Source organism: Bacillus sp. 1021, from assembly GCF_014534735.1.
Classification (GTDB): Bacteria; Bacillota; Bacilli; order Bacillales; family Bacillaceae; genus Bacillus; species Bacillus siamensis.
Window position 1 is genome coordinate 1,261,312 of sequence record NZ_JACVSR010000001.1, and the last position, 24,581, is coordinate 1,285,892.

The following is a 24,581-nucleotide window of genomic DNA, read 5'->3' on the forward strand; positions in this document are numbered from 1 at the left end:
AAAAAATCAGCCCGCAGGCTGATTTGTGAGAAATGAAAAGACAGGGCAGCGAAGCCTCTGTCTTTCTTAAAATATGTAAACCTTTTCATAACAAGAGAAAAAGAAAGGCTGACGGCTTAGTACACCCAGTCGGCCATTAATTTTTGATACGGTACAAGCTCTTCCTGTTTAAAGAAAATGTCAATTTCCCGTTCAGCGCTTTCTAAGGAGTCTGAACCGTGAATGATATTTTTGCCGACAAACATGCCGTAGTCACCGCGAATCGTGCCTGGCAGTGCGTCTTTCGGGTTTGTTTTTCCGATCAGCTGTCTTGTGATCTCTACTACATTTTCCCCTTCCCATACCATTGCAAATACGGGTCCAGATGTAATAAATTCCACAAGCTCACCGAAAAACGGTTTCCCTTTATGTTCAGCATAATGGTTTTCAGCCATCTGTTCTGAAACTTGCATCAGCTTGGCTCCTGCCAATTGTAAGCCCTTACGCTCAAATCTCGATAAAATCTCTCCGATCAGCTGGCGCTGTACGCCGTCCGGTTTTACCATGATAAAAGTTTTTTCCATAAGATTCTCCACCCCATCATTATGTATAGGCTTTCAAGTTGCACACCGAAATCGTAACATCTTTCTGACAATTAATCAATCCAGGGCGGAGAATGTTCACATCTTGTTCGTAAAAGGAGTTAAAATTTCCGTTTGCCGATATATTTGGCAATGGCGGCCAATGATGAACGCGCACGTCCCCTCGGCAGCGTATTCAGCTTTTCAAACGCTTTTTTTAAGTATCTGTCACTGACGGCCATTGATTTTTCAATCGCATCTGTGCGTTTAATATTTTCAATAATGGGGGCGAGCTGCTCCTGTGTTGTTTCGCTGTTAATTAATTTCAGCTGATTTTTCAATTCAGGCTGACGCAGCGCGTACAAAACGGGCAGAGTGACGTTTCCTTGCAGCAGATCTCCTCCGACCGGTTTTCCCAGCTCCTCTTCCGTTGAAGTGAAATCAAGGATATCATCAATAATCTGGTAGGACATGCCCACGTAATAGCCGAACCAATATAATGCTTTATGAATCTTTTCATCAGCTCCTGAAGCGATGGCGCCGAGCTGGCAGCTGACGGCGATAAGAAGCGCCGTTTTCCGTTTGATGCGGCGTAAATAGGTTCTGAGGTTTTGTTCCATATTATATTTATCTTTGATCTGTTCAATTTCTCCGAGGCATACTTCTACGATGGTTTTGGACAGGATCCGGTGGGCTTTCGGCTCATCCAGTCTCGTCATCATCTCAAGCGAGCCCGCAAGCATATAATCACCGGTATACATGGCGATGCGGTTGTCCCATTTGGCTTTAATGGTCGGCTTTCCTCTCCGCAGCTCGGCGTCATCAATGACGTCGTCATGCACGAGGGACGCCATATGAATCATTTCCAGCGTCACCGCAACATATTTTATTTTATTAATGTCATAGTCGCCGAACATGCCGGAAAGCAATACGAAAACAGGACGGATCCGCTTGCCTCCTGCCTGAAGCAGATGGAGCCCGGCTTCACTCAGCAAGGGATAGTCAGACCGTACCGTCTGCTCAAGCTCCCTTTCGATCACATCAATATCATCATTTAAAAAAGAATAGGCCATTTTAAATTTCATATCATTCACCCAAACATCTGTATATTCATCATTTCCAGCCGATATGCGTAGCGGCCACTCCGCCGGTAAACGAATGGTATTTGACATTCGTCAGGCCCGCTTCTTCAAACAGACGCGCAAGCTCTTTCATACCGGGAAATTCTCTTGCTGATTCTTGAAGCCAAGAATATTCTTTATAGCTCTTCGCAAACATTTTTCCGAAGAAAGGCATGATGTATTTAAAATAAAGAAAATATGCCTGTCTGAAACCGATCATTTCCGGCTGGGATGTTTCCAGGCATACGACCTGTCCGCCCGGTTTGACGACGCGCCGCATTTCTTTCAGCACGGTCAGATAGTCGGGAACGTTCCGGAGTCCGAAGCCGATGGTGACAAAATCAAAAGAATCATCAGCGAAAGGAAGCTCCATTGCGTTTCCGTGCAAAAGCTCAATTTGGCTGTAACCGCCCTCTTTTACTTTTTTCTCGCCGATGCTCAGCATATTTTTGCTGAAATCCAGCCCTTTGATTTCGCCGCTTTTTCCGGCAGCTTCTGCGAGGGCAATCGTCCAGTCAGCCGTCCCGCAGCAGACGTCAAGCGCTTTTGCGCCTTCTTGCACATTCATGATCTGCATCGTTTTGTCGCGCCATTTTTTATGCTGCTGAAAACTGATGACAGAGTTCATTTGGTCATAATTTTTATAGATTTTTTCAAACACGCCGTGTACGCGCTGTTCTTTTGACTCCTGCATGTTGATTACCCTTCTTCCACTTTCTGATGATATGTTTTGTCTTGGCTGATCGCTTTAAGCCGGTTCAGCATTAGATTTTGGATTGGTGAGTTGAGCGGCAGCAGCGTTTCAATGCTTTGCTTCGCCTTTCGGAAGCTTTCTTCCAGTATTTCAGCCTTTGATTTCCCTGACTTTACAATATTGCCGATGACATCGAGAAATATAGCATTGCCGTTCATCAGCCGCTTATACACAAAAAAATCACTCGCCAGCTCTTTCCAGCGCGGAAGATTAAAGTGGTCTGACACTCTGTGAAACAGGGCCGCTTCCACAATCGCCATGCTTTCGATCAATTGGTTCAAGTCATTGACAGACCGATCGTACAGACGGATTTTATGCTCATTGATTTCTTTAATTGCCGTAGCGAGCGTCCGGATCATATAGATATCCTTCATTTCAGATAAAAGCGAATAATACAATCCGCTGAAATAGTCGCCGGCAAGTACGGTGAGCTGCCGGTTTTTATTTTCGTCTCGCTTTAACGCTCTGGCTGTTGTCACTTCATCGTGGGTATCAAGGGCGCTTTGGACAAGCATCGCAGTTACTATGTAATTTTCTCTGTCGTTGTTCTTAATGTCCGCCTCTTCAAACAAAGCGTGAAAAAGAAGAAGCTTATCCTCATCGATTTTCGGCGCAGAAATATGTTTCGCTAAATAAGGATGAGACAGCTTTTGTTTTAATTTCGTATTTAAATTCGCTAAAGTTCCGTAGATGTCTTGCAAAAATATCACCCTTGTCCCCAAATTCACATTTATTCTAATATGTATGAGATTTACTCGTCATTATTATACGCAGGTATCATTATAGCATAAAAAAAAGAAATTGGCTGTATTCTCCCGCCGTTTGCGGGCATTTGGCAAAAGCGGGAAACAGCCGGCTTATTTTTTTTCGCTGTTCATTTCTCCGTAAGCGGTCTGGATGAGGGCGTTGCCCCTCACTTTGATGGCTGAAGTATGCTCTGTAAACTGAGCGATAATCACTTCACCTTTGTCCAGCTTTTCAGAATGGTGGAATTTCGTATCCGTTCCTCTCGTTAAACCGATGACGTTCACACCGTCCTCGACCGCTTTAATGACGACAAAATCACTTGAATGCTTTGAATTCATATCTGCACCCTCTATCATAATTAATCCGCACGTTTAATATGTTCTAACACTTCGGAACGCGCCGCAGCGTCATCTTTAAAAATACCTCTTACAGCGGAAGTTACCGTTTTTGCCCCCGGCTTTCTTACGCCTCTCATCGTCATGCACATATGCTCAGCTTCAACGACAACCATGACGCCGTGGGGATCTAAGGTGTCTACGATGCTTTCTGCAATCGTTGAAGTAATGCGCTCCTGCAGCTGCGGGCGTTTTGAAACGGCTTCCACTGCACGCGCCAATTTACTCAGGCCTGTCACTTTACCGCCGCGCGGAATGTAGGCAATATGCGCTTTTCCGTAAAAAGGAACAAGATGATGTTCACACATAGAATGAAACGCGATATCTTTTACAAGAACAAGCTCCTCGTGGTCCTCGCCGAAAACGGTTTTGAAATGCTCTTTCGGGTCTTCATTTAACCCCGAGAATACTTCCGCGTACATTTTCGCCACGCGTTTCGGTGTATCTAAAAGACCTTCCCGGTCCGGGTCTTCTCCAATCGCCTCTAAAATCTGGCGAACTGCCTGTTCAATCTGTTCTTTATTAACTTCTTTCATTGTCTGTGTCCTCCACCATTGAATACATTTAATTTCGATTCTAGCACATTTGACGCGCCAAAAGCAAAACGAAAGTCCTGCCCGGAGACCGAGGCTGCTTAAATATGAAAAGCCCCTTTATCAAGGGGCTTTTCTGTGAAGAAACAAAGTGTATGTATCAGATGCATACACGATCTATATTCACAATTATTTTCCTGCAACAGCGTCTTTAAGAGCTTTACCTGGTTTGAAAGCAGGTACCTTGCTTGCAGGGATTTCGATTTCTTCACCTGTTTGCGGGTTACGTCCTTTACGTGCAGAACGCTCGCGCACCTCAAAGTTACCAAAACCGATCAGTTGGATTTTATCACCATTTTTAAGTGCATCTAAAATCGTATCAAAAACAGAATCAACTGCTTTTGTAGCGTCTTTTTTAGACAATTCGCTTGCTTCTGCAACCGCATTGATTAGTTCTGTCTTGTTCATGCCTTTCACCTCCTCCCAAAAGGGTATCAATTCAGCAGTTTATTATCATTTCTTCACAGTTCAGCCTGATTCTAAACCTGTCTTATAAAAAATCAAAGCAGGGAAGAACAGACAAGTAAACGGCTTTTCAAAAGAAAACAGACACTTTGAGGAATGTTTGTCCAACAAAGTGAAGATTTTCTGTAAGTAGAGTAACACATATAAAAAGCCATATCAAGCATTTTAAAGCCCCAATCCCTTGCTCGTCAAGGTTTTCGCGTGTTTTACCGAACAAATATTCCTTTTTTTGCTTTTTTCCTCCTAATCCTTGATTGATTTCCAGTATCTAAAAGACAAAAAAAGACCCCCCGTTTCAGGAAGAGGTCCTTCAGCTTACAAAATAATGGCGATCAGGCCGCCTGAGCCTTCGTTTATAATTCTTTCAAGCGTTTCTTTCAGTTTATATCTCGCATTTTCCGGCATAAGCGACAGTTTCGCCGAGATTCCTTCTCTCACGATCGAGCTCAATGATCTTCCGAAAATATCGGAGTTCCAGATCGAAAGCGGATCATCCTCAAAGTCCTGCATTAAGTAGCGGACAAGCTCTTCGCTTTGCTTTTCCGTCCCGATGATCGGCGCGAATTCACTTTCCACATCCACTTTGATCATATGAATGGACGGGGCGACCGCTTTCAGCCTTACTCCGAATCTTGATCCCTGTCTGATGATTTCCGGTTCATCAAGGCTCATATCCGTTAAGGCCGGGGCTGCAATGCCGTAGCCGGTCTGTTTCACCATTTTCAGCGCGTCTGAAACCTGATCATATTCCTTTTTCGCGTGGGCGAAGTCCTGCATTAATTCAAGCAGGTGGTCTTTCCCGCGGATTTCGACGCCCACTACTTCTTTTAAAATCTGGTCGTATAAATGATCCGGCGCGTATAAATCAATTTCTGCGACACCCTGGCCAAGTTCAATTCCGGCCAATCCGGCGCTTTCGATAAACTCAAATTCACTGAAGTGGCCGACAACCCGGTCGACGTCGCGCAGTCGTTTGATATCTTTTACGGTTTCTTTCACTGATTCCTGGTAACTCTCTCTGAGCCAGTGATTTTCTTTCAGCACCATGACCCAGCTCGGAAGGTTGACATTCACTTCCAGCACAGGGAACTCGTAAAGCGCTTCTCTGAGAACGCTTAACACATCTGTTTCCCTCATGCTTTCAACACTCATGGCGAGAACGGGGATATCATATTTCGCGCTTAATTCAGCTCTGAGCGCTTCTGTTTCCGGGTGGTACGGCTTCACCGAGTTGATGACCATAATAAACGGTTTGCCGACTTCCTTCAGCTCGTCAATGACTCTTTCTTCCGCTTCTACGTAATCGCCCCGCGCAATATCACCGATTGAGCCGTCCGTCGTAATGACGACCCCGATTGTGGAATGTTCCTGGATGACTTTTCTCGTACCGATCTCCGCCGCTTCATGAAAGGGAATCGGTTCTTCGTACCATGGTGTATTAATCATTCTCGGGCCGTTTTCATCTTCATACCCCTTCGCACCGGGAACCGTGTATCCCACACAATCCACAAGACGGATATTGACGTCAAGCCCTTCCGCCACATGTACGGACATGGCTTGATTCGGAACAAATTTTGGTTCTGTGGTCATTATCGTTTTTCCTGCTGCGCTTTGCGGAAGCTCATCCTGCGCCCGCGCTCGGTCGGCTTCATTGCTGATATTCGGGAGCACCACAAGCTCCATAAATTTTTTAATGAATGTAGATTTCCCTGTACGGACAGCGCCGACGACTCCTAAGTATATATCGCCTCCTGTTCGTTCAGCGATATCCTTGAAAATATCGACCTTTTCCAAGTGATCCCCTCCCGGACTTCCTATCCTTATCATTTTTCATTCACCATTCTTCAATCAAATACAGGACACTATATGTGTATGACGTTGTCCTATTTCAATATGACATCTTTAGAAAATTTTCAGGCAATCTTTTCTATCGGAATCAAAAAAACCTTTCTCCCTATTTGTATGCGCGGGAGAAAGGTTCATTCCTGTTTCGTTTTACTTTCTAAAAAAACGGGTTCCTGTTTTTCATTTACGGTGTATGTGACTGAAAAGGCCGGGACGAAAGGCGTCTCTTTCCATAAAATATCCTGAATTTCCGCGCCCGGTCTGATTTTCTTTTTGTTTTCTTTCAGACAGCGGGCGAGATCGACGCGATAGTCGGCATAGATTTCTCCGTCAGCGCCGATTAAAAGCGGAAGAGACGTGCCTGAAACCGGACTTTTGACTGAAGGAGTGTCTTTCATGCCGAGCTTCTTTTTATTTAAAGTGAACAGCCCTTTTGAAACGGCATCCTCATAGGGCGGATATGTATGTTTTTCCTGATACATTTTAACACGCAGCTTCATATCGCGGATTGCCTCAGCCATTTGGAGATCGATCAGCTTCACGGTAGGCTTATTTTCCACATCGACAAGCACGTATTGGTACATTCCTCCGCTTTCAAAAGCTGATGCCGGCGGCTCCTCTATATATCTGGGCGCGAGCCGCTTAAAATCTATCGGATATTTTTGATAGATCGGTGTTTTCATATCTTTTGTCTGAATCGGCAGAAGTCCGCCGTTCGCCTTTTTAAACTCATCCACTGCCGCTTGAACCTGCTGAAGCTGATGCTTGTAAGATACTTTATTTTCAGTTTTTTCCGCTTCAGGATACAGACAGCCGGACAGCAGAAGCACCGCAAATGCCGTTATGACGGCCATTTTCATCTTATGCATTCCGCGCCCCCTTTTTTGCTTATTCATTGACAGGCCCGCTGAAAACGACCATTAACACGATCAATCCCGAGATGACCATACAGGCATAAGCGAGCGAAGAAACTGCTGCTTTGATCAGCTTGTTTTTCACTTTGTACCTGCTGACATAAATAGAGGCCACCGCAACAAACATTAATCCCATAGCACCAAGCGCAAACCACATTTTCATCAATGCCACACTCACGTCCGTGCCCCCCGTCCCATCATTGTAAGCGTTATATTTCATTTTAATATACAAATGTTGAAAAGATCAACAGGTTTTCCATCTATTGAAAAAACAAAAAAACTGAAGCAAAGAGGGGGACTTTGCTTCAGTCAAGTTGACTATATTCACCTATACGTCTGAGATACACTCTCTTGGACTTCGATGCTATAGTATGCGTAGATGCGTACGTCTGCATCCTCTTCTGCCTAAATCAGCAAATGTTTTAAGCGATTTCAGCCGGAGAGTTCCGCGTTTTGGACTTTCGTCATTTCAGAATATGCAGACGGCATGTTATTGTCACTTCACCCGGTTTTCGAATGTGTTGACCAAGTCTTCCATCTCATGGGTTTTCACTCTGGCCATTAAAGATTCTACAGCCGTTTCTACCTTCTGCCCGTTAAATAACACTTGGTGAAGCGCCTCTGTAATCGGCATTTTCACTTGGTATTTTTGAGAAAGCTGATACGCCGCTTTCGTCGTCCGCACGCCTTCAACAACCATTCCCATCTTGTCAAGGACAGCCTCCAGCTTGTACCCTTTGCCGAGCAGGTTGCCGGCGCGCCAATTGCGGGAATGGACGCTCGTACACGTCACGATTAAGTCGCCTACGCCAGTCAGGCCGGAAAAGGTGAGAGGATTTCCGCCCATCTTTGTGCCGAGTCTGGCGATTTCAGCAAGACCGCGGGTGATCAGGGCCGCTTTTGCGTTATCTCCGTATCCCAACCCGTCTGTAATTCCCGCTGCCAGAGCGATGATGTTCTTTAACGCTCCCCCTATTTCAACACCGATCATATCCGGATTGGTATAGACACGGAAATGCTGGTTCATAAATAGATCCTGAACCGCTTCTGCAGCCTCGATATTTTTTGAAGATGATGTAACAGTCGTCGGGTGTCTCAATCCGACTTCCTCAGCGTGGCTAGGCCCTGAAAGCACGACAATGTCTTTTCTGTACTCCTCAGGCAGCTCCTCTTCCATTAATTCAGAAATGCGGAGAAGCGAATCCGGCTCAATTCCTTTGCTGACATGAACAAAAATCGACTGTTTCGGGATGTAAGGCAGAGCCTTTTTCAGCACTTCCCGAATGGCTTTTGTCGGAACCGCCACAATGATGAAGTCAGCTCCTTTTAAAGCCTCGCTTAAATCAGCTGTGCCGATGATAGAGCTTGACAGCTCCACCCCCGGCAGATAATCTTTGTTTTCATGCAGCCCGTTGATTTGATCGATCAATTCGGCACGGTGCCCCCACATCATGACTTGATGTCCGTTATCAGCCAGCACTAAAGAAAGTGCAGTGCCCCAGCTTCCCGCTCCAAGCATTGCCACTTTTTTCATCTCTGTATCACACCTTTTTATTTTCTTGCTCTTGCAAATATTTTAATTGGCGTACCTTCAAATCCGAAAGCATCACGGATTCGGTTTTCTAAAAAGCGTTCATAAGAAAAATGCATCAGTTCCGGATCGTTGACAAAAACAACGAAGCTCGGCGGTTTAACAGCGACTTGAGTCGCATAATAAATTTTCAGACGGGAGCCATTGTGCGTCGGAGTCGGATTCATGGCGACCGCATCCATGATGACGTCATTTAAGACATTTGTCTGCACGCGGAGAGAGTGGTTTTCACTCGCTTTAATAATCGCAGGCATGAGTGTATGAATCCGCTTTGTCGTCAGTGCCGACATGAACAGTACCGGCGCATAATCGAGAAATTGGAAATGCTCCCGTATATTCTGTTCAAATTCTTTCATCGTGCGTTCGTCTTTATCAACGGCATCCCATTTGTTTACGACGATGACGACGGCTTTACCTGCTTCATGGGCATATCCGGCGATCCGCTTGTCCTGCTCAAGGATGCCTTCTTCAGCGTTCAGTACCACGCCGACGACGTCTGAGCGGTCAATGGCTTTTAATGCCCGAAGTACGCTGTATTTTTCTGTTGTTTCATATACTTTTCCCTTTTTTCTCATACCCGCCGTGTCAACAATCACAAATTCCTGCTGGTTATAAGTGAATGCCGTATCTACAGCGTCTCTCGTCGTTCCCGCCACGTTGCTCACGATAACCCGCTCTTCGCCGAGCATCGCATTGACAAGAGAGGATTTTCCGACATTCGGACGGCCGATCAGACAGAATTGAACGACATCATCATTATACTTCGTTTCGGGAATGTTTTTAAAATGCTCGGCACAAGCATCGAGCAAATCTCCCAATCCCAAACCGTGAGTACCGGAAATCGGATAAGGCTCTCCAAAACCGAGCGCGTAAAAGTCATAGATGTTCGCTCTCATTTCGGTATTATCTAATTTATTAACGGCTAATACGACCGGTTTTTTCGTCCGGTACAATATTTTTGCCACTTCTTCATCCGCAGACGTTACACCTTCGCGGCCGTTCACCATAAAGATGATCACATCAGCCTCGTCCATGGCGATTTCGGCCTGCTGGCGGATCTGTGTCAGAAACGGTTCGTCTCCGATGTCAATTCCGCCCGTGTCAATCAGGTTAAAATCATAATTCAGCCATTCCGCCGAACTGTATATCCGGTCCCGCGTCACTCCGGGGGTATCTTCTACTATTGAAATTCTTTCACCCGCAATCCGGTTAAAGATTGTGGATTTTCCCACATTCGGTCTTCCGACAATGGCTACGACAGGTTTACCCATAGTACCCTTCCTTTCAATCCAGCCGCTTACATTTTCACAAAAATTGTTCAACCGGTTATTAAAATCATCTTCGCTATGAAAAGAACCCTTCAAACAGAAGGGCTTAACTCATTTATTATATCAGTTTTCACCGAGATCACAATGTATTCTTCGAAATGTTTCGCATTCATGCAACAGTCTCCGTCCGTTTTCAAGACATTTTGGTGGCCCCTTTGCCCTGCTTTTTGCTTTTTTGGCTGATGCGCGCCGCAAGCTGTTCATAGGTAGTCAGCCCGATAAGCAGAATCACTCCCGCCGAGCAGCCTGAAAGCCATTGATAGCCGCCGACGGCTGCCGCGCCTGCAATTTTGTGAATGACCGCCGAATACAATAACTCTCCCTGGCACATGCCGAGAACAAAAAGACAAAGCCTCTCAGGAAATCGCCCCTCAACAGAAACCGTAATAACGGTAAGCAGTATGACAGCCGCCCACTCAGGTTTTATGATAAACCAAACGGGATCATATAATGCAAAAAGAAAGATAAAGCTGTACGCTGCAGCAGCCGTCAGATGAATCAGGACATTACGGAGCCGCTTATGCATGCCGAGACTCCCCGCGTAAACAAATGCGGCAGCAAAAAACATGACATATGCCGCGTTCAGTGTAAAATAAGCGGTCATCTGATGTATGCTTGCCATCATATTAGTCAAAATAAAGACTGATACGTAAAAACGGCTTTTCGTTTTGGCAAAAATAAAAGTCGCAAGTATCCATAAAAACCACATCGACCAGTAATAATAAAACGGTTCCATAAATCGCTCCTCCTTTGATCAGTATGGAGCGGGAACGCATTTTTTAAACCAATTATCCTGAAAGGAGCGGATGATGATGGGAAAAGACAGACAGGAGAAAAAACTGAAAGCCTCCCGCCGAGTGGAATCGGACCGCGACGATTCGATTCACCATAAAGGAGCGACAAGCCTCGAGCAAAACGGGGAATTCCGAAAAAGAAAATCGTAAAGCAAAAAAGGCATGCGGGTCCGCATGCCTTTTAACGTCGGCTGAAACGGGATGTGTCAATTCCCCGTTCAGAAAGCCAGTGATGTGTGTCACCTTTTATGACCAAAGGCGCCTTTTGCAATTGGGCGACCGTTTGACACCCAAGGACGGTCATAATCATTTTGAGCTCTTGTAAAAGCGCCGTCATCTCGTCAAAAAGACCCTCTTCTCCTTTTGAGGTGAGAGCTTTCAGGAATGTGCCCGCCATTCCCGCGCAGCATGCGCCGAGAGCAATCGATTTGGCGACATCCAGCGCACTTTGCAGCCCTCCAGATGCGATAACGGATTGATCAGCGGAAAGCGAACGGATTTCCGCTAAACTTGCGGCTGTAGAAATTCCCCACGTGTTAAAAAATTGAAGCGCCTTCTCTCTGCGCAGATTTTCAATTTTAGAGAAATTTGTCCCGCCGTATCCGCCGGCATCAACGGCCGCCGCCCCGGCATCAAATAACCGCCGTGCCGATTCCCTGCTCATGCCGAAGCCGACTTCTTTGACAAAAACGGGCACTCCCGCTCCATCGGAAATCCGCTCAATGCGGCTGAGAGCGCCCGTAAAGCTTCTGTCCCCCTCAGGCATGACGATCTCCTGAATCACATTCAAATGAATCTGGAGGGCGTCTGCTTCAATCATATCAACTGCCCTTTTCGCCTGTTCGGCGTCCGCCTCGCTGCCTAAATTCGCAAATATTAAACCGTCCGGATTCTCTTTTCTGACGATTTCGTAGGAATACCGTTCAGCGGGATCTTTCAGTGCCGACATTTGCGAACCGACAGCCAGCGGCATGCCGGCTTTGCGCGCGGCTCTTGCCAGTGACCTGTTAATTTCGTATGTAAGCTGTCCGCCGCCGCCTGTCATCGCATTGATAAAAATCGGCGAACTGCTTGTGAGTCCGCCGATTTTCGTTGAGATATCCACTTTTTCCAATGCAAGGTCTGGCAGGCTGACATGAACAAACGTAATATCATCAAACCCCGTTTCCCGGCTCTGGCCGGTAGACAGCGCATGATTTATATGTTCTCTTTTGCGTTCTGCTCGTGTCACGTTTTATCACCAATTTATTTTAATTTATTAAGCTTGTCTCCGATTAAATCGCCAAGCTGGAAGCCTGTGCTCGGCTCTTCTTTCGCCTGGTATTGACGGAAGTCCTCCTGATCGGCTTTCGGCGCTTCTTCAAGCTCACGCATGCTTAAGGAGATGCGTTCTTCGCTTTCGTTAACGTCCAGGACTTTCACTTTAACAGTCTGTCCTTCTTCAAGCACTTCATGCGGCGTTCCGATATGTTTATTGGAAATTTGCGAAATGTGCACAAGTCCTTCCACGCCGGGAAGAATTTCCACAAAGGCGCCGAAGCTTACGAGGCGCTGCACTTTTCCTTCAAGCACATCTCCCTGCTTCACCTTTTCGCCGATCTGGCTCCAAGGTCCCGGCAGTGTTTCTTTAATAGATAAAGAAATGCGCTCGTTATCGCGGTCTACGGACAATACTTTCACTTTTACGTCCTGTCCCTCTTCCACGACGTCAGACGGTTTTTCGACGTGTGAATGAGACAGCTGCGAAATATGAACAAGTCCGTCGATTCCGCCGATGTCGACAAACGCGCCGAAATCAGTCAGGCGCTGCACTTTTCCTTCAAGCACGCTTCCAACTTCAAGCGTTTGGAGAAAATCATGCTTTTTGGCTGTCTGTTCTTTTTCCACTACAGCCCGGTGTGAAAGAATCACACGGTTTTTATCACGGTCAAGTTCAACGACGATAAGAGAGAGAGTTTTCCCTTTATAGTCAGTGAAATCCTCGACGAAATGAGCTTCGACAAGTGATGCGGGAATGAAGCCGCGAACGCCGATATCAACGACGAGACCGCCTTTCACCACATCTTTCACTTCAGCTTCAAACACTTCTTTTGTTTCGAATTTTTTTTCAAGGTCTTCCCAAGCGCGGTCAGCATCAACGGCACGTTTAGATAAAATCAAAGCATCGTCTTCCACTTTTGTTACTTTCAGGTCAAGCTCGTCGTCAACTTTTACGACATCCGATGCTTTCTCTACATGAAGACTTGATAATTCACTGATTGGAATGATCCCGGATTGTTTGACATTGATAATTTCGACATCTACATGCTTGTCCTCTACCTTTGTCACAATCCCTTTTACTACATCTCCAACCTCTGGCACTTGAACATCAATTTGATTCATTTCCTCTGTCATTTGAATAACCTCCTTGGTCCAAACCTACACAGCTTAATTAAAACGGTTTGAAAGCTAAACATGTGAATGTCCGCTTTTCAGCCGAATATGTATTAAAGAATCATCCAAAAAAAGATTTTGAATGATCAATAAAAAGTTTTATTAGTATTAACTTCTAATAAAAGGACTGGTTTGTCAAGCAATAACATCTTGTCTTTTGAAAAAAATTAAAATGAGCTCCGCCCGATGTTAACGTGATTTCTGTTCAACGATCTCCAGAATTTTTCCTGCGACTTCGGGAATGCCCAGTGACGTCGTATCGATTTCAATCGCGTCATCCGCTTTGCGCAGCGGGGAAACTTCCCTCTCTGAATCGAGTTTATCGCGTCTTGCAATTTCTTCAATGAGCGTCTCGTAATTCACGTCATAGCCCTTTTTCTTATTCTCTTCATATCGGCGCTTCGCTCTTTCTTCTACGGACGCCAAAAGGAAAATTTTCACTTCCGCATCAGGCAGCACGTGAGTTCCGATATCACGGCCGTCCATAACGACGCCGCCTTTTTCTCCGAGCTGCTGCTGTCTTTTCACCATTTCTTCTCTGACGCCTTTATGCTTGGCGGCGATAGATACTTGGTTGCTGACTTCGTCTTTTCGGATTTCTTCTGTTACATCTTCACCGTTTACCAGAACGATTTGTCCTTCCGGAGCGGATACAAGCTCAATTTCCGTACGCTTCAAAAGCTCTGTGAGCGCGGCTTCATCCGTTAAATCGGCATTTTGCTTGAGCGCTGTATATGTAATGGCACGATACATCGCTCCCGTGTCAATGTACACATATGATTTTTTCTCAGCCACTATTTTAGCAACGGTGCTTTTTCCGGCAGCCGCCGGACCGTCGATTGCAATTGATAATTTCTTGTCCATAATCTCTCTCCTTGCTCTATACTCCTCTATGGATTGTATCATGAACTGTCCGAAAAGGGGCGAAAAAATTGAGACGATTTACCGCTTTACCGTTTCAATCCATTCTTTTTTCTCCATTTTATCCACTCCTTCATATTTCACAGCTTTCGAAATATAAGGTTCAATAGGCTGATAATGAAGCAAAAACTGTACCGCGCCCAAAATAACGAGCTGAATGCAGACCAATTTGACCAGCAGACGTTCAAATGTTTTCATACACGCGCACCTCCATTAGGATTAGTATGGAAAAGTGCGCTGCAGTTTATTCCGGCTGACGGTTTCTTCTCTGCTGCAGCTGCGCGCGCATACAGTATCGGAGTATATGCTGCTGAGACACGGGGTCGATGTCTGTAAATTCAAGCGTCATTTTTCGTTTCGCCGCCTTTTCATCATAAAAAACCCGCTGGGTAACAGCCTCGGCCGTTATATCCGCTGTATTTTCCTTTTCGGAAAGAGAAAACGAAACATGCAGCTTTTCACCCGGTTCCGCGGAAATATGTTCAGGCAGCACAACTGCAATTCCGCCGGCGCTCATATTAGAAGAAACCGTTTGAAAGGCGGTTTTTTCCGCTTCCATTTTGACGGCTACATCCAATACAGCGTCTGCACGGACGTACCGGCGTCTTTGAATCCGCTTCATTTCTTCCTTAGGGGGAATATCCAGTCCGATCATCGGGATGGGATATTTTTTCTTCCCTTTAATTATGGTTTTAAATTGATAAGGCACTTGGCCGTTCCCCATAAATTCAGCTGTTATCTCCAACCCTTTGTGTAAAAAGACCGTCCGTCCCGTATCCAGATCGACGGGATATGAGATGTACAGTTCACCGCTTTCAATACTGACTGCTTTACTCCTCGCTTTTTTGAACTCATTGTTCTCTATGTATTCAATCCAAATATAATCTCCGACAGCTATCATGGGCCTTCACTCTTTCATTATTTATGCTTTTATTAAAGCATGTAATGAAAAAAAGGAAAAGACTTTTAGTCCTTTCCTCCTTTATTTTTATAGGTCTTTATATATAGGTTCTGCACTTTTTAATTTTTCTATTTTTTCTTCTTTTCCATCGTCCGCATTGATGAACATTTGATATGTGTCTTTCCCGATCGTCCCGAGCATTTCATAGCAAAGCACTTCCTGGCCAAGTTCATTCGTGATCAATGCCTGCCGCGTCTCCCGGACTTCAACATTTTTATTCAGCTTCGCTTTCGCTTCATCAGCCGATAAAGCCGGAGCCGGAATTGTTCTCGTGCGGTGCGCCGCCAAATAATCACGCGCGGAGAAGCCGACGACTTCACCGTCATCCAGCGCCACCTTCATCCGGATGGCTTCCGGATAAATACGGACGTTTTTCTCAACGGGAATAAAAGAAAAGACGCCGATGTTGTTATATTGCGCGCTTTCATCAATTTCGAGATTTTTTGTTTCATAACCGTTTTTCTTTAAAAACGCGACGGCCCGGTTAGATGCTTCATTGAGGCTGATCTTTTGTTTCTTCACGGCCCGCTTTTGAATTAAATAGACCGGATGTCCGCCTTTTTGGGTAATATCCATATAGATAAAAGACTTGCTGTCGGCGTCTTTCATGCGGATGCTGTATACGTCCCGATTCGTCTTCCGGCCGCTTTTTACCACTTTAATGGAATAATTATGATCAGGCGCAAACCTTTGCGCGATTTTGACTGCTTCTTTTTCTGTAATTTGTTTTCCTTTCAGATGCGTAAAACCTTTTCGTTCTGTGTTTGCGCTTGTAAACGTAGGGCTGGTGCTGTCTTCAGAAAAAGCGCCTACATTTTTTTCGACAGTTTTAAAGCTGTCGACGATCGTATTATCGCTTTGTTTTTTGTCAGAGGCGAGCGCCATCTCAACATCCATCCACCGCAGATTTTTGCTCATGACGAGATGCTGAACGCTGCGCAGCTGGTTTTGAATGTTCTCCGCCTGTTTGTACAGGCTGTTCAGTGTTGTATACTCTTTCTTATCAAGCGGTTTTTGATCTAAATCCCGGACCGATGTTTTATAGCTGAAATCTCCTATATTGGATAAAAACTCCTCCGTCTTATTAAAAGGCATGAGAGTCAGCGGCAGCTGGCTCACATTGTTATGAGCTTCAGATGTTATTCTCCATACATCAATGAGCGCCGGAGACAAAGATTTTTTACTGTTCATTGCAAGCGTCGTCCCGATTTTGTCGTGAAGCTGATCTACATGGTACGTCAGTTCATGAAATGCCCTCTGATAATTATTTTCCGCATGCAGAAGGACCGCATCTTTTTCCTGATGCTCTTTATATCCCCAATACCCGGTTGCGGCGATCGCGACACCGAGAACAGCGATAATGATTCCTCTAATCATGTTAACACCTCATTTTTCGTACTTTTACTCACAGAAAATGTGTTTTCCGATCTGTTTAATCTGCGGACGTCCCCAAATCCATTTGCTTGTCGCCGTATCAGGATTGAAATAATAAAGCGCGTTTTCAGAAGGGTCCCAGCCGTTAATCGCATCAAGAACTGCTTCTTTTGCTCTTTCATTCGGCTGCATATATATTTGGCCGTCGGCAACAGCGGTAAACGCGAGCGGTTCGAAAATGACGCCGGCCACCGTATTCGGAAATAACGGGCTTTTAATACGGTTTAAAATAACAGCGGCGATGGCAACCTGTCCTTCAAACGGCTCACCGCGCGCTTCCCCGTACACAGCCTGCGCCAGAAGATTGATGTCGTTGTTTGAGAAACCGCCCGGCATATTGGCCGCTGTCGTATTTTGCTTTTGATTTGACTGACCGCCTGTATTGTTTTGCGGTTTTTGAGCGGGCTTATTCGTTCCAGCAGACTTCTGGGCGCCGGCTGACGGTTTCGTTTGGTTTTTTAAAGGAACGTTGCCATAATGGGTGAACGTATTCCCTTTTTGAATCTGCTCCATTACATATTCGCGGTAGTATTTTGATTTTGAAATCAGCACCTGCTTGGTTTTCGCACCGACGAGGCCGTCAACCGGCTTCATGCCGAATTTCTCCTGAAAATTCCGTACGGCCCAGTATGTCGTCCAGCCGTAAACACCATCGATTTTCCCGTTATAAAATCCGTTATATTGCAGACGGGCCTGCAATTCTATAACATCATCACCCGTTGCGCCTCTTTGAATCACTTGATTTGAAAACGCATGGGCCGTTTCATGATCGAAGATAGCGGCGGCGAATGAAAATAGAATGAGACAAGCCATAAACGCTCCTTTACACTTCATCTTTTCAAGCCTCCTCCAGCAAAATTTAAAGTGTATCCGTATTGTCTGTCACGAGGTTATTTTTATGCACGTTTCCTTCTTATCCCCTGTCAAGGCATAAAAAAGAAACCGCACGCGATGCGCGGTTTCTTCACACTTGGATTATATTGACGGAACGTGCTTTTTTTGCCTTCCTCAGCCCGAACCACCATAAAAACAGCATAAACGGCAGCATATAATATACCCAATGATTGAGGGCGGTAAGAATAAAATCGTAAGAACCATGCAGACATGAAGGCACGACCAGTGAAATCACAAGCCACTTCACGCGGACTTTTTTCTGCGAAAAGCGGGCTTTTCCGAGATAAAACCCCATGATCACCCCGATCAGCGCATGGCAGGAGACTGGCAGAATCGCCCTGATGAAAGCATGCTCAACACCGTGGCCGAATAAATAAAGGATATTTTCAAGCGTCGCAAAGCCTAATGACACACTGGCCCCGTAAACGATTCCGTCATAATGCTCATCAAAATGAGCATGCGGGTACACACTGATCATCAAAACAAACCATTTCACCGATTCTTCCAAGAAGCCCGAAGACAAAAACGAAACGAAAAAGCTTCCTCCCCCTACATGCTCTTTTTCAAGAACATACTGGATGAACATGGTCGGAAACACAAGTACAACTCCGAGAAAAAAAGACCTCAGCACCATATGTACGGGTTCATTGTCATATTGATCTTTTAAATAAAAATAGCTTAACAGCGCAATGCCGGGAGCAATTCCTGCAGAGATGATTGCAAACATCAGGCAACCTCTTTCCTTTATATTCCTATATCTATCGTACCATGTTGTTCATATTTTTACATCTTCCAATTTCTAAAAAAAGAGCATATGAATGATCATATGCTCTCTGCACCAAGCCGTCTTGAAATTTCGTTTGCGATCAAGCCGCCGTGAAAACGGCCGTTCTCGATAAAAATTTCATTAGCGTTATTTCCCGCTGCAATAACCCCGGCAATAAAAACACCATCAACATTTGTTTCCATCGTTTCTTCCCGGAAAAACGGCCGGCCTGATTCTGCATCAATCTGCACACCGATTTTTTCAAGAAATCCGTGATCGGGATGATATCCTGTCATGGCAAATACGAAATCGTTTTTCAGCCTGACCGTCTCATTCCTGCCGGAGCGGAAAATGATCTCATCTTCCGTCACTTCTTCAAGACAAGCGCCGAATTCCATCCGGATTGTTCCGTTTCTGACGAGGGCCTCAAACTCAGGCAGAATCCACGGCTTGATGCTCGGGGAGTACTCATTTCCTCTGTAGAGCACCGTAACGCGCGCGCCGGACTTCACCAATTCCAAAGCCGCATCTACACTTGAGTTTTTCCCGCCGATCACCGCGACATCTTTATCAAAATAAGGATGGCCTTCCTTAAAGTAATGAAATACCTTAGGAAGCTCTTCACCCGGTATGTTCATATAATTCGGATGATCATAATATCCTGTCGCAATAATACAAAACGGAGTGAGATAGCGGCCTTTTGACGTTTCGACAAGAAAACGGCCGTCTTCTTGTTTCGTGACGCGCTCCACCGTTTCAAAGGCATTTACACGAAGCTCTTTTCTTCTGACAACCTCTCTGTAGTACGAGAGAGCCTGTATTCTGACCGGTTTTCTGTTTTCCGTTATAAAGGCGACATCGCCGATCTCCAGTTTTTCACTTGAACTGAAAAAAGTTTGATGTGTCGGATAGTGATAAATGCTGTTTACGACATTTCCTTTTTCGATCACAAGGGCGTTTACGCCAATTTGCTTCAGATGTATAGCCGCCGATAATCCGCAAGGACCTCCGCCTATTATAATTGCTTTTTCTTCTGTCATGTCCTTCAACTCCTGCGATTTGGCATTTCCATCATAAGTTTCCACTCATATAAAAAATCTCCTATATTATCATAGGAGATTTTTTTTGTTTATGCAAACGATTGGTTTATATCCAGCCTCTGAAACGCGAAGCCTCCGCCATTTTCCGCACGCCGACCATATAAGCCGCAAGCCTCATGTCAATCCGGCGGTTTTGGGACATTTCATAAATATTATTAAACGATTTTACCATCATATTTTCCAGTTTTTCTTCGACTTCTTCTTCACTCCAGTAGAAGCCCTGGTTATTTTGAACCCATTCGAAATAAGAAACCGTCACACCTCCGGCACTCGCCAGAACATCGGGAACCAGAAGCGTTCCTTTGTCTGTCAGGATTTTCGTTCCTTCCAGTGTCGTCGGTCCGTTTGCCGCTTCTACTACGATTTTCGCTTTGATGCGGTCAGCATTTTCTTCTGTAATTTGGTTTTCGATCGCTGCCGGGACCAGTATATCACAGTCAAGCTCAAGCAGCTCCTGATTCGTAATGGTATCATTGAAGAGCTTCGTCACTGTTCCGAAGCTGTCTCTGCGGTCAAGCAAATAATCAATATCAAGACCGTCCGGATCGTAAAGACCTCCGTACGCGTCAGAAATTCCGACAACTTTCGCGCCGGCATCATGCATAAATTTCGCCAGATAGCTGCCCGCGTTTCCGAAACCTTGTACGACGACGCGCGCGTTCTGAATATCGAGGCCTTTTTTCTTGGCCGCTTCTTTAATGCAGATGGTGACGCCTTTTGCCGTAGCTGATTCCCTGCCGTGGGATCCGCCGAGTACAAGCGGTTTTCCCGTAATAAAGCCGGGTGAGTTAAATTCATCAATTCTTGAATATTCATCCATCATCCAAGCCATAATCTGCGAGTTTGTAAATACGTCAGGCGCCGGGACGTCTTTAGTCGGTCCGACAATCTGACTGATTGCTCTGACGTATCCTCTGCTCAGTCTTTCAAGCTCTCTGAATGACATATTTCTCGGATCACAAACAATTCCGCCTTTACCACCGCCATAAGGAAGATCAATAATGCCGCATTTTAAACTCATCCAGATGGAAAGTGCTTTCACCTCTTTTTCAGTTACATTCGGGTGAAAACGAATACCGCCTTTTGTCGGACCTACGGAATCATTGTGCTGCGCACGATAGCCTGTAAATATCTTCACAGACCCGTCATCCATCCGAACCGGAATTTTAACCGTTAATAATCTGAGCGGCTCTTTCAGCAGTTCATACACTTCTTCTGGATACCCCAATTTTTCCAGAGCTTTATGTATTACGGTTTGGGTTGATTTTAATACATCATGTTTGTCTTCTTCATTATGACCGGTGAATCGATCGGCTGCCATTTGAGTTAACCTCCTAAAATCTTCTGTTTCTCTCATGCTCCCTTTCAGTGACTAGTATACACCTTCAATATCTCCGTGCATAGAAGAAAGACAATGATTTTTCCATTATTTCGCTAAAAAAAACGGCCGCTGAAAACAGCGGCCGTTTCATCTTTTTTATGAAAAATGTTTCTGGATGGTCTCTACAGCATTGCCGTCCATGATGAGTTTTCCGTATTCATGGAGCCTGTAAATCGTGATCGTCGCCGGATGCCCGTATTCGGCCAGCACCGCGACAACGCCTTCGGCAGAACGGGAGCCGAGGTCTTCAAGACTTACATAGTACTGGTTCTCATAATGGTAGACGGTTCCGCCGGTAATCCCGATGCGATGAAGGCTCCCGGCAAGCTGAATGATATCTTCAAACGAATGGAATTGATAAATAATATCCGGGCTTTCGTCAAGTTTGACCTGCATCTCGATATAATCATCGTCATATTCGTCATCTTCTGCGTCCGCGTCATGATTTTTCGTTACAATCACAACCATGCCTTGTGCCTGAAGAGAATATACTTCCACCGCGATCGGACCATTCGCTTCAAAGCCGAGCTCTGTATTTGCTTCATTCATCATATCTTTAAATAACTGGTGGACTTTAAACGAGTCCTTCCAGAGGTCTTCTTTTGTCAATCCCCGATCAGTGAGATCGTCGAGGGTTAAAAAGATTTTAATCTTATTGTAGTTCAGACGCTCAAGCCGCATAATGTTCCCTCCTGCCTCTTCTTGCACACAAATCATATAACACAGTATATGAATAAATGAGTCATAGGTTCTTAATTTGTTATCAGTTTACACCGTGTACAGCGGGAAGACAAGCAGAATGCCGTTTTTTATCGGAACGGCCGGGTTTGTTTCAGGAAAACGGCTCATCAGGTCCGCACAGTGTAATCATATGCGTCTCCGGTTTCGCTCCGAGCCTCAGCGGAACTTTTGTCGTACCGTAGCCGTTGCTGATCAGGTAATGCGCTTTCTTTACCGTTCCCGTCCCGCCCAATTCATACGGCCCGAACCGGCCGAAACGGATTTGGCCGCCGTGCGTATGGCCGCTGAACACGGCATCAATTCCGTCAGACTCATTCATCTGCTCATGGATTTCCGGGTTATGGCAAAGCAGGAGATTTACTTGGTTTGCATCCGTATGTCTGACCGCAGATTCGTAATCATCCATCATCATCCGGATATCATCCACGCCGCAGATCGTAACGGTTTCCCCTTTATAAGCAAACTGAACCGATTCATTTCTCAGCGGAATCACTTTATATGCCCTTAAAAGAGAGAGCAATTTTTGCTGGCTGACCTCGTAATCATTATTTCCCCACACATAAATGACAGGCGCAAGAGCCGTCAGACGCTTGATGTTTTCTTCAATTCTGGCGTAAGGAACTCCGCCCTCCGCCAAATCACCGCCGAGCAAAACGGCATCCGGCTTATAAGCCGATGCTTCCCAGAGAAGCTTTTCATCAATTAAACGGCGGTGCACGTCAGATATAAAGAAGATGGTGAGCGGCTTCATCCCTTTCATTTTATCAAGCGTAAATGTATGTGTTTTCAGATGGCTGCCGTTTGCCGTTTTGTACATGACGGCCGCCATAACTGCAGCCGCTCCCGCCAATGAGCCGAGAATTCCCGCTGTAAGCTTCATAAATGCACTCTCCATTCTGTCATTGTCTTACATTAGACGGACAAACAAAAAAAGACGTTTCTATCCTTTCCGGAAAACGCCTCTTTTTATTTGCTTTCAAAATAAAGATTGATATCATACCGATGTTTCATCAAGTGAAAAACGGATTCTCTCGCCCGCCATTTTTCCGGCTGAGGCCATAAATCCGTGCTTTTTTGGATAATTTCACATCTCAGTTTATGAAATTCACCCTCAGCTTTTTCTTCCTTTTTTTTAAAATAATAAGAAGTGCAATACGCAAAAGCGGAAGCCATAATCCAGCACAAATAAACCGTATGGCCTAATATTTCCTGCAGAATCAGCTGCGGAGAAGCTTGAGGGGCATTAAAGCTTTTAAAAATCAGCAGTACGCACATCAGGGAAAAGCAAACGAGGGACGCCCACTGCCATCTTCGGCATTGCGCGGCATAATTTTCGTATTTTAATTTCCTTTTCACCAGTGCCTGAAGCATTTGTTTTGTCGGTCCGTCAGCAAATCGGTCTAATTGCTTCCATAAAGAATCCATGCGCTTCACACCTTGTCCGTTTTCATTGGTACACTATATGAAAGCCGCGGTGAAAATATGTATTTATTCGGACAGCGGAATGTTCAGAACCTGGCCGGTATACACGTCGTTTCCATTTAACCCGTTGTAGCTGCGGATTTTTTCTTCGCCCTCCCGGCTTTTATAATATTTCATTGAAATGCGGTAAAGCGTTTCTTTCGGCTGTACAGTATGCTGGACGGTCCGCACTTTTTGCCGGACGGTTCCGGCTTGATCACTGCCGGCAGCCGGAACCGCTTTTTCACGGACAGCCGGCGGAGACTGCTGTTTGGCCTCCGCATATTCGGTTTCTGTCGGCTTCACCACCTGTTTTTCTGAAGCCGTTTCCGTTTTTTTCGGTGTTTTTTCAATCGGTTTTTCTTTCGTTTTTTCAGATGCGGCCGTTTCTTTTTTTTCTTTGGCCTCAGACTTTTTTTCCGGCTCTTTTAAAAGAGCGGTTTCGGATGTTTCTTTCTGAACGTCCGTTTTCGGACTAACGGCAGGCGCGCTTTCACTGTGATCTATGAAGACATCTTCATAATCCTTCGGGTCAAATCTGCTGCTGTTCGTCATATACAGAAGACCGAAAAAGACACCGATTGTCACAATAATAAACAGAACGGTCAGGAAGGTGAACAGCGGTGTTTTTGTTTTGGTTTTTTCCTTCACCTGCTCTTCCTTTTTTTTACGCTCCTCTTTTACAGACTGTCTTGTCGGGAGGCTGTCTTCAAGATATTCAATTTGTTCATCCGCGGCCGCGGCAACCTGCTGCTCGGCACGCAGCTGAGCTTTTCTTCTTTCAACTCTTGACATTTCCGTCATGCAAACCCCTCCTCACATATTGAAAACGGATTTGACAGGCAAATACCGCATCAATAATAAAATGCGCTGTAACCGGAACGAATAAATTGCCGGTCCATTCATAAATAAGTCCCAGCAAAAGACTGATGCCCGCAACCATAATAAACAGAAGCCACTTCGCCAAGTATCTGAAATGAAGCACGGTGAAAATCAAGCTGGCGGCCCATAAACCGATATGTGTCTGCAGGACGCCTCTGAATAAAATCTCTTCGCTGAACGAAATGAGAAGCGTCAAAAACAAAATGTGCAAAACCGGCCTGTTCTTAAAAAGCAGTGTATTAATACCGCCGTCATCATATAAATGCGAAGGACACCATTTCATCACCGCGAGATCGGCAAAAATGACAAGGACGGCAAGAGTTACACCGTACCATATGATTTTATCGTCACGTATATGCCAAAGCTTTAAAAAATCGTGAATATCGGTGAAAAAGAAAAAGCCAATAACCGCTGAAGCCGCCAATATGAGCAATTGGGTAACATAAAGCTGTATGACAATCTCACGGTCTGAGAGCTGATGGATCAATTCGCTTTGCCGT

At 45.3% G+C, this 24,581-nt stretch carries 29 protein-coding genes; 1 reads left to right on the plus strand and 28 read right to left on the minus strand.

Annotated elements, in window-relative coordinates; all coding sequences use genetic code 11:
* Positions 1–116: 116 nt before the first annotated feature.
* From ndk to ICW23_RS06145, 13 genes are all read right to left on the minus strand, one after another.
* Positions 117–563 carry a nucleoside-diphosphate kinase gene (ndk, locus tag ICW23_RS06085; RefSeq protein ID WP_003153455.1) on the minus strand — a complete coding sequence of 149 codons (447 nt, stop codon included), beginning with the start codon at positions 561–563 and terminating at the stop codon, positions 117–119.
* A 119-nt stretch (positions 564–682) separates the two neighbouring features.
* A complete protein-coding gene (gene hepT, locus ICW23_RS06090) occupies positions 683–1,645 on the minus strand; it encodes a heptaprenyl diphosphate synthase component II (RefSeq protein ID WP_016939103.1) in 963 nt (320 codons plus the stop codon).
* Positions 1,646–1,673: 28 nt separating this feature from the next.
* Positions 1,674–2,375, minus strand: coding sequence for a demethylmenaquinone methyltransferase (menG, locus tag ICW23_RS06095; RefSeq protein WP_045925472.1), 702 nt, complete (start codon positions 2,373–2,375; stop codon positions 1,674–1,676).
* Between the two features lie 5 nt (positions 2,376–2,380).
* Positions 2,381–3,136 carry a heptaprenyl diphosphate synthase component 1 gene (gene hepS, locus ICW23_RS06100; protein ID WP_016939105.1) on the minus strand — a complete coding sequence of 252 codons (756 nt, stop codon included), beginning with the start codon at positions 3,134–3,136 and terminating at the stop codon, positions 2,381–2,383.
* Positions 3,137–3,292: 156 nt separating this feature from the next.
* Positions 3,293–3,520 (minus strand): trp RNA-binding attenuation protein MtrB, encoded by a 228-nt coding sequence (gene mtrB / locus ICW23_RS06105; protein ID WP_003153449.1) that lies wholly within the window; start codon positions 3,518–3,520, stop codon positions 3,293–3,295.
* 20 nt (positions 3,521–3,540) lie between these two features.
* The gene (gene folE, locus ICW23_RS06110) at positions 3,541–4,113 is read right to left on the minus strand and encodes a GTP cyclohydrolase I FolE (protein ID WP_016939106.1); all 573 of its coding nucleotides are present in this window, start codon (positions 4,111–4,113) and stop codon (positions 3,541–3,543) included.
* Positions 4,114–4,299: 186 nt separating this feature from the next.
* Positions 4,300–4,578: a non-specific DNA-binding protein Hbs gene (hbs, locus tag ICW23_RS06115; RefSeq protein WP_003153447.1), complete on the minus strand. Its 279-nt coding sequence runs from the start codon at positions 4,576–4,578 to the stop codon at positions 4,300–4,302.
* Positions 4,579–4,950: 372 nt separating this feature from the next.
* On the minus strand, positions 4,951–6,429 hold the full coding sequence (spoIVA, locus tag ICW23_RS06120; protein WP_003153438.1) for a stage IV sporulation protein A: 1,479 nt from the start codon (positions 6,427–6,429) through the stop codon (positions 4,951–4,953).
* 185 nt (positions 6,430–6,614) lie between these two features.
* On the minus strand, positions 6,615–7,349 hold the full coding sequence (locus ICW23_RS06125) for a hypothetical protein (protein WP_016939107.1): 735 nt from the start codon (positions 7,347–7,349) through the stop codon (positions 6,615–6,617).
* Positions 7,350–7,368: 19 nt separating this feature from the next.
* Positions 7,369–7,572 carry a DUF2768 domain-containing protein gene (locus ICW23_RS06130; RefSeq protein ID WP_003153435.1) on the minus strand — a complete coding sequence of 68 codons (204 nt, stop codon included), beginning with the start codon at positions 7,570–7,572 and terminating at the stop codon, positions 7,369–7,371.
* A gap of 318 nt (positions 7,573–7,890) precedes the next feature.
* Entirely contained in the window at positions 7,891–8,928 is a 1,038-nt protein-coding gene (locus tag ICW23_RS06135) for an NAD(P)H-dependent glycerol-3-phosphate dehydrogenase (protein ID WP_049628700.1), read from the minus strand.
* A 17-nt stretch (positions 8,929–8,945) separates the two neighbouring features.
* Positions 8,946–10,256, minus strand: coding sequence for a ribosome biogenesis GTPase Der (gene der, locus ICW23_RS06140; protein WP_016939109.1), 1,311 nt, complete (start codon positions 10,254–10,256; stop codon positions 8,946–8,948).
* Between the two features lie 190 nt (positions 10,257–10,446).
* Positions 10,447–11,049: a YphA family membrane protein gene (locus ICW23_RS06145; RefSeq protein ID WP_188154174.1), complete on the minus strand. Its 603-nt coding sequence runs from the start codon at positions 11,047–11,049 to the stop codon at positions 10,447–10,449.
* Positions 11,050–11,125: 76 nt separating this feature from the next.
* On the opposite strand from ICW23_RS06145, the gene ICW23_RS06150 reads away from it, so the two are divergent.
* Positions 11,126–11,257 carry a YpzI family protein gene (locus ICW23_RS06150; RefSeq protein ID WP_003153429.1) on the plus strand — a complete coding sequence of 44 codons (132 nt, stop codon included), beginning with the start codon at positions 11,126–11,128 and terminating at the stop codon, positions 11,255–11,257.
* A gap of 31 nt (positions 11,258–11,288) precedes the next feature.
* Here ICW23_RS06150 and fni read toward each other — a convergent pair whose 3' ends face one another.
* The 15 genes from fni to ICW23_RS06225 form a co-directional block, all read right to left on the minus strand.
* The gene (gene fni / locus ICW23_RS06155; RefSeq protein WP_095241733.1) at positions 11,289–12,338 is read right to left on the minus strand and encodes a type 2 isopentenyl-diphosphate Delta-isomerase; all 1,050 of its coding nucleotides are present in this window, start codon (positions 12,336–12,338) and stop codon (positions 11,289–11,291) included.
* Between the two features lie 14 nt (positions 12,339–12,352).
* Positions 12,353–13,501 (minus strand): 30S ribosomal protein S1, encoded by a 1,149-nt coding sequence (rpsA, locus tag ICW23_RS06160; RefSeq protein WP_045925476.1) that lies wholly within the window; start codon positions 13,499–13,501, stop codon positions 12,353–12,355.
* Between the two features lie 228 nt (positions 13,502–13,729).
* Positions 13,730–14,404: a (d)CMP kinase gene (gene cmk, locus ICW23_RS06165; RefSeq protein WP_064779066.1), complete on the minus strand. Its 675-nt coding sequence runs from the start codon at positions 14,402–14,404 to the stop codon at positions 13,730–13,732.
* Positions 14,405–14,482: 78 nt separating this feature from the next.
* A complete protein-coding gene (locus tag ICW23_RS06170; RefSeq protein WP_016939115.1) occupies positions 14,483–14,659 on the minus strand; it encodes a YpfB family protein in 177 nt (58 codons plus the stop codon).
* Positions 14,660–14,705: 46 nt separating this feature from the next.
* Entirely contained in the window at positions 14,706–15,362 is a 657-nt protein-coding gene (locus tag ICW23_RS06175) for a flagellar brake protein (protein WP_188154175.1), read from the minus strand.
* A gap of 87 nt (positions 15,363–15,449) precedes the next feature.
* Complete coding sequence (ypeB, locus tag ICW23_RS06180) at positions 15,450–16,799, minus strand: germination protein YpeB (protein WP_016939117.1); 1,350 nt, start codon at positions 16,797–16,799, stop codon at positions 15,450–15,452.
* 24 nt (positions 16,800–16,823) lie between these two features.
* On the minus strand, positions 16,824–17,690 hold the full coding sequence (gene sleB / locus ICW23_RS06185; RefSeq protein ID WP_016939118.1) for a spore cortex-lytic enzyme: 867 nt from the start codon (positions 17,688–17,690) through the stop codon (positions 16,824–16,826).
* 130 nt (positions 17,691–17,820) lie between these two features.
* Entirely contained in the window at positions 17,821–18,477 is a 657-nt protein-coding gene (prsW, locus tag ICW23_RS06190) for a glutamic-type intramembrane protease PrsW (protein ID WP_016939119.1), read from the minus strand.
* 95 nt (positions 18,478–18,572) lie between these two features.
* Positions 18,573–19,556 carry a YpdA family putative bacillithiol disulfide reductase gene (locus tag ICW23_RS06195; RefSeq protein WP_188154176.1) on the minus strand — a complete coding sequence of 328 codons (984 nt, stop codon included), beginning with the start codon at positions 19,554–19,556 and terminating at the stop codon, positions 18,573–18,575.
* Between the two features lie 106 nt (positions 19,557–19,662).
* The gene (gudB, locus tag ICW23_RS06200; RefSeq protein ID WP_016939121.1) at positions 19,663–20,937 is read right to left on the minus strand and encodes an NAD-specific glutamate dehydrogenase; all 1,275 of its coding nucleotides are present in this window, start codon (positions 20,935–20,937) and stop codon (positions 19,663–19,665) included.
* 156 nt (positions 20,938–21,093) lie between these two features.
* Complete coding sequence (locus ICW23_RS06205; RefSeq protein ID WP_016939122.1) at positions 21,094–21,678, minus strand: genetic competence negative regulator; 585 nt, start codon at positions 21,676–21,678, stop codon at positions 21,094–21,096.
* 151 nt (positions 21,679–21,829) lie between these two features.
* Positions 21,830–22,618, minus strand: a complete 789-nt coding sequence (locus ICW23_RS06210; RefSeq protein WP_188154177.1) for a metallophosphoesterase — start codon at positions 22,616–22,618, stop codon at positions 21,830–21,832.
* Positions 22,619–22,704: 86 nt separating this feature from the next.
* Positions 22,705–23,163, minus strand: a complete 459-nt coding sequence (locus ICW23_RS06215; RefSeq protein ID WP_016939124.1) for a YpbF family protein — start codon at positions 23,161–23,163, stop codon at positions 22,705–22,707.
* A gap of 63 nt (positions 23,164–23,226) precedes the next feature.
* A complete protein-coding gene (locus ICW23_RS06220) occupies positions 23,227–24,003 on the minus strand; it encodes a LysM peptidoglycan-binding domain-containing protein (protein ID WP_188154178.1) in 777 nt (258 codons plus the stop codon).
* Complete coding sequence (locus ICW23_RS06225) at positions 23,981–24,568, minus strand: CPBP family intramembrane glutamic endopeptidase (RefSeq protein WP_049628708.1); 588 nt, start codon at positions 24,566–24,568, stop codon at positions 23,981–23,983. Before ICW23_RS06225 ends, ICW23_RS06220 begins: the two co-directional genes overlap by 23 nt.
* Between the last annotated feature and the right edge of the window lie 13 nt (positions 24,569–24,581).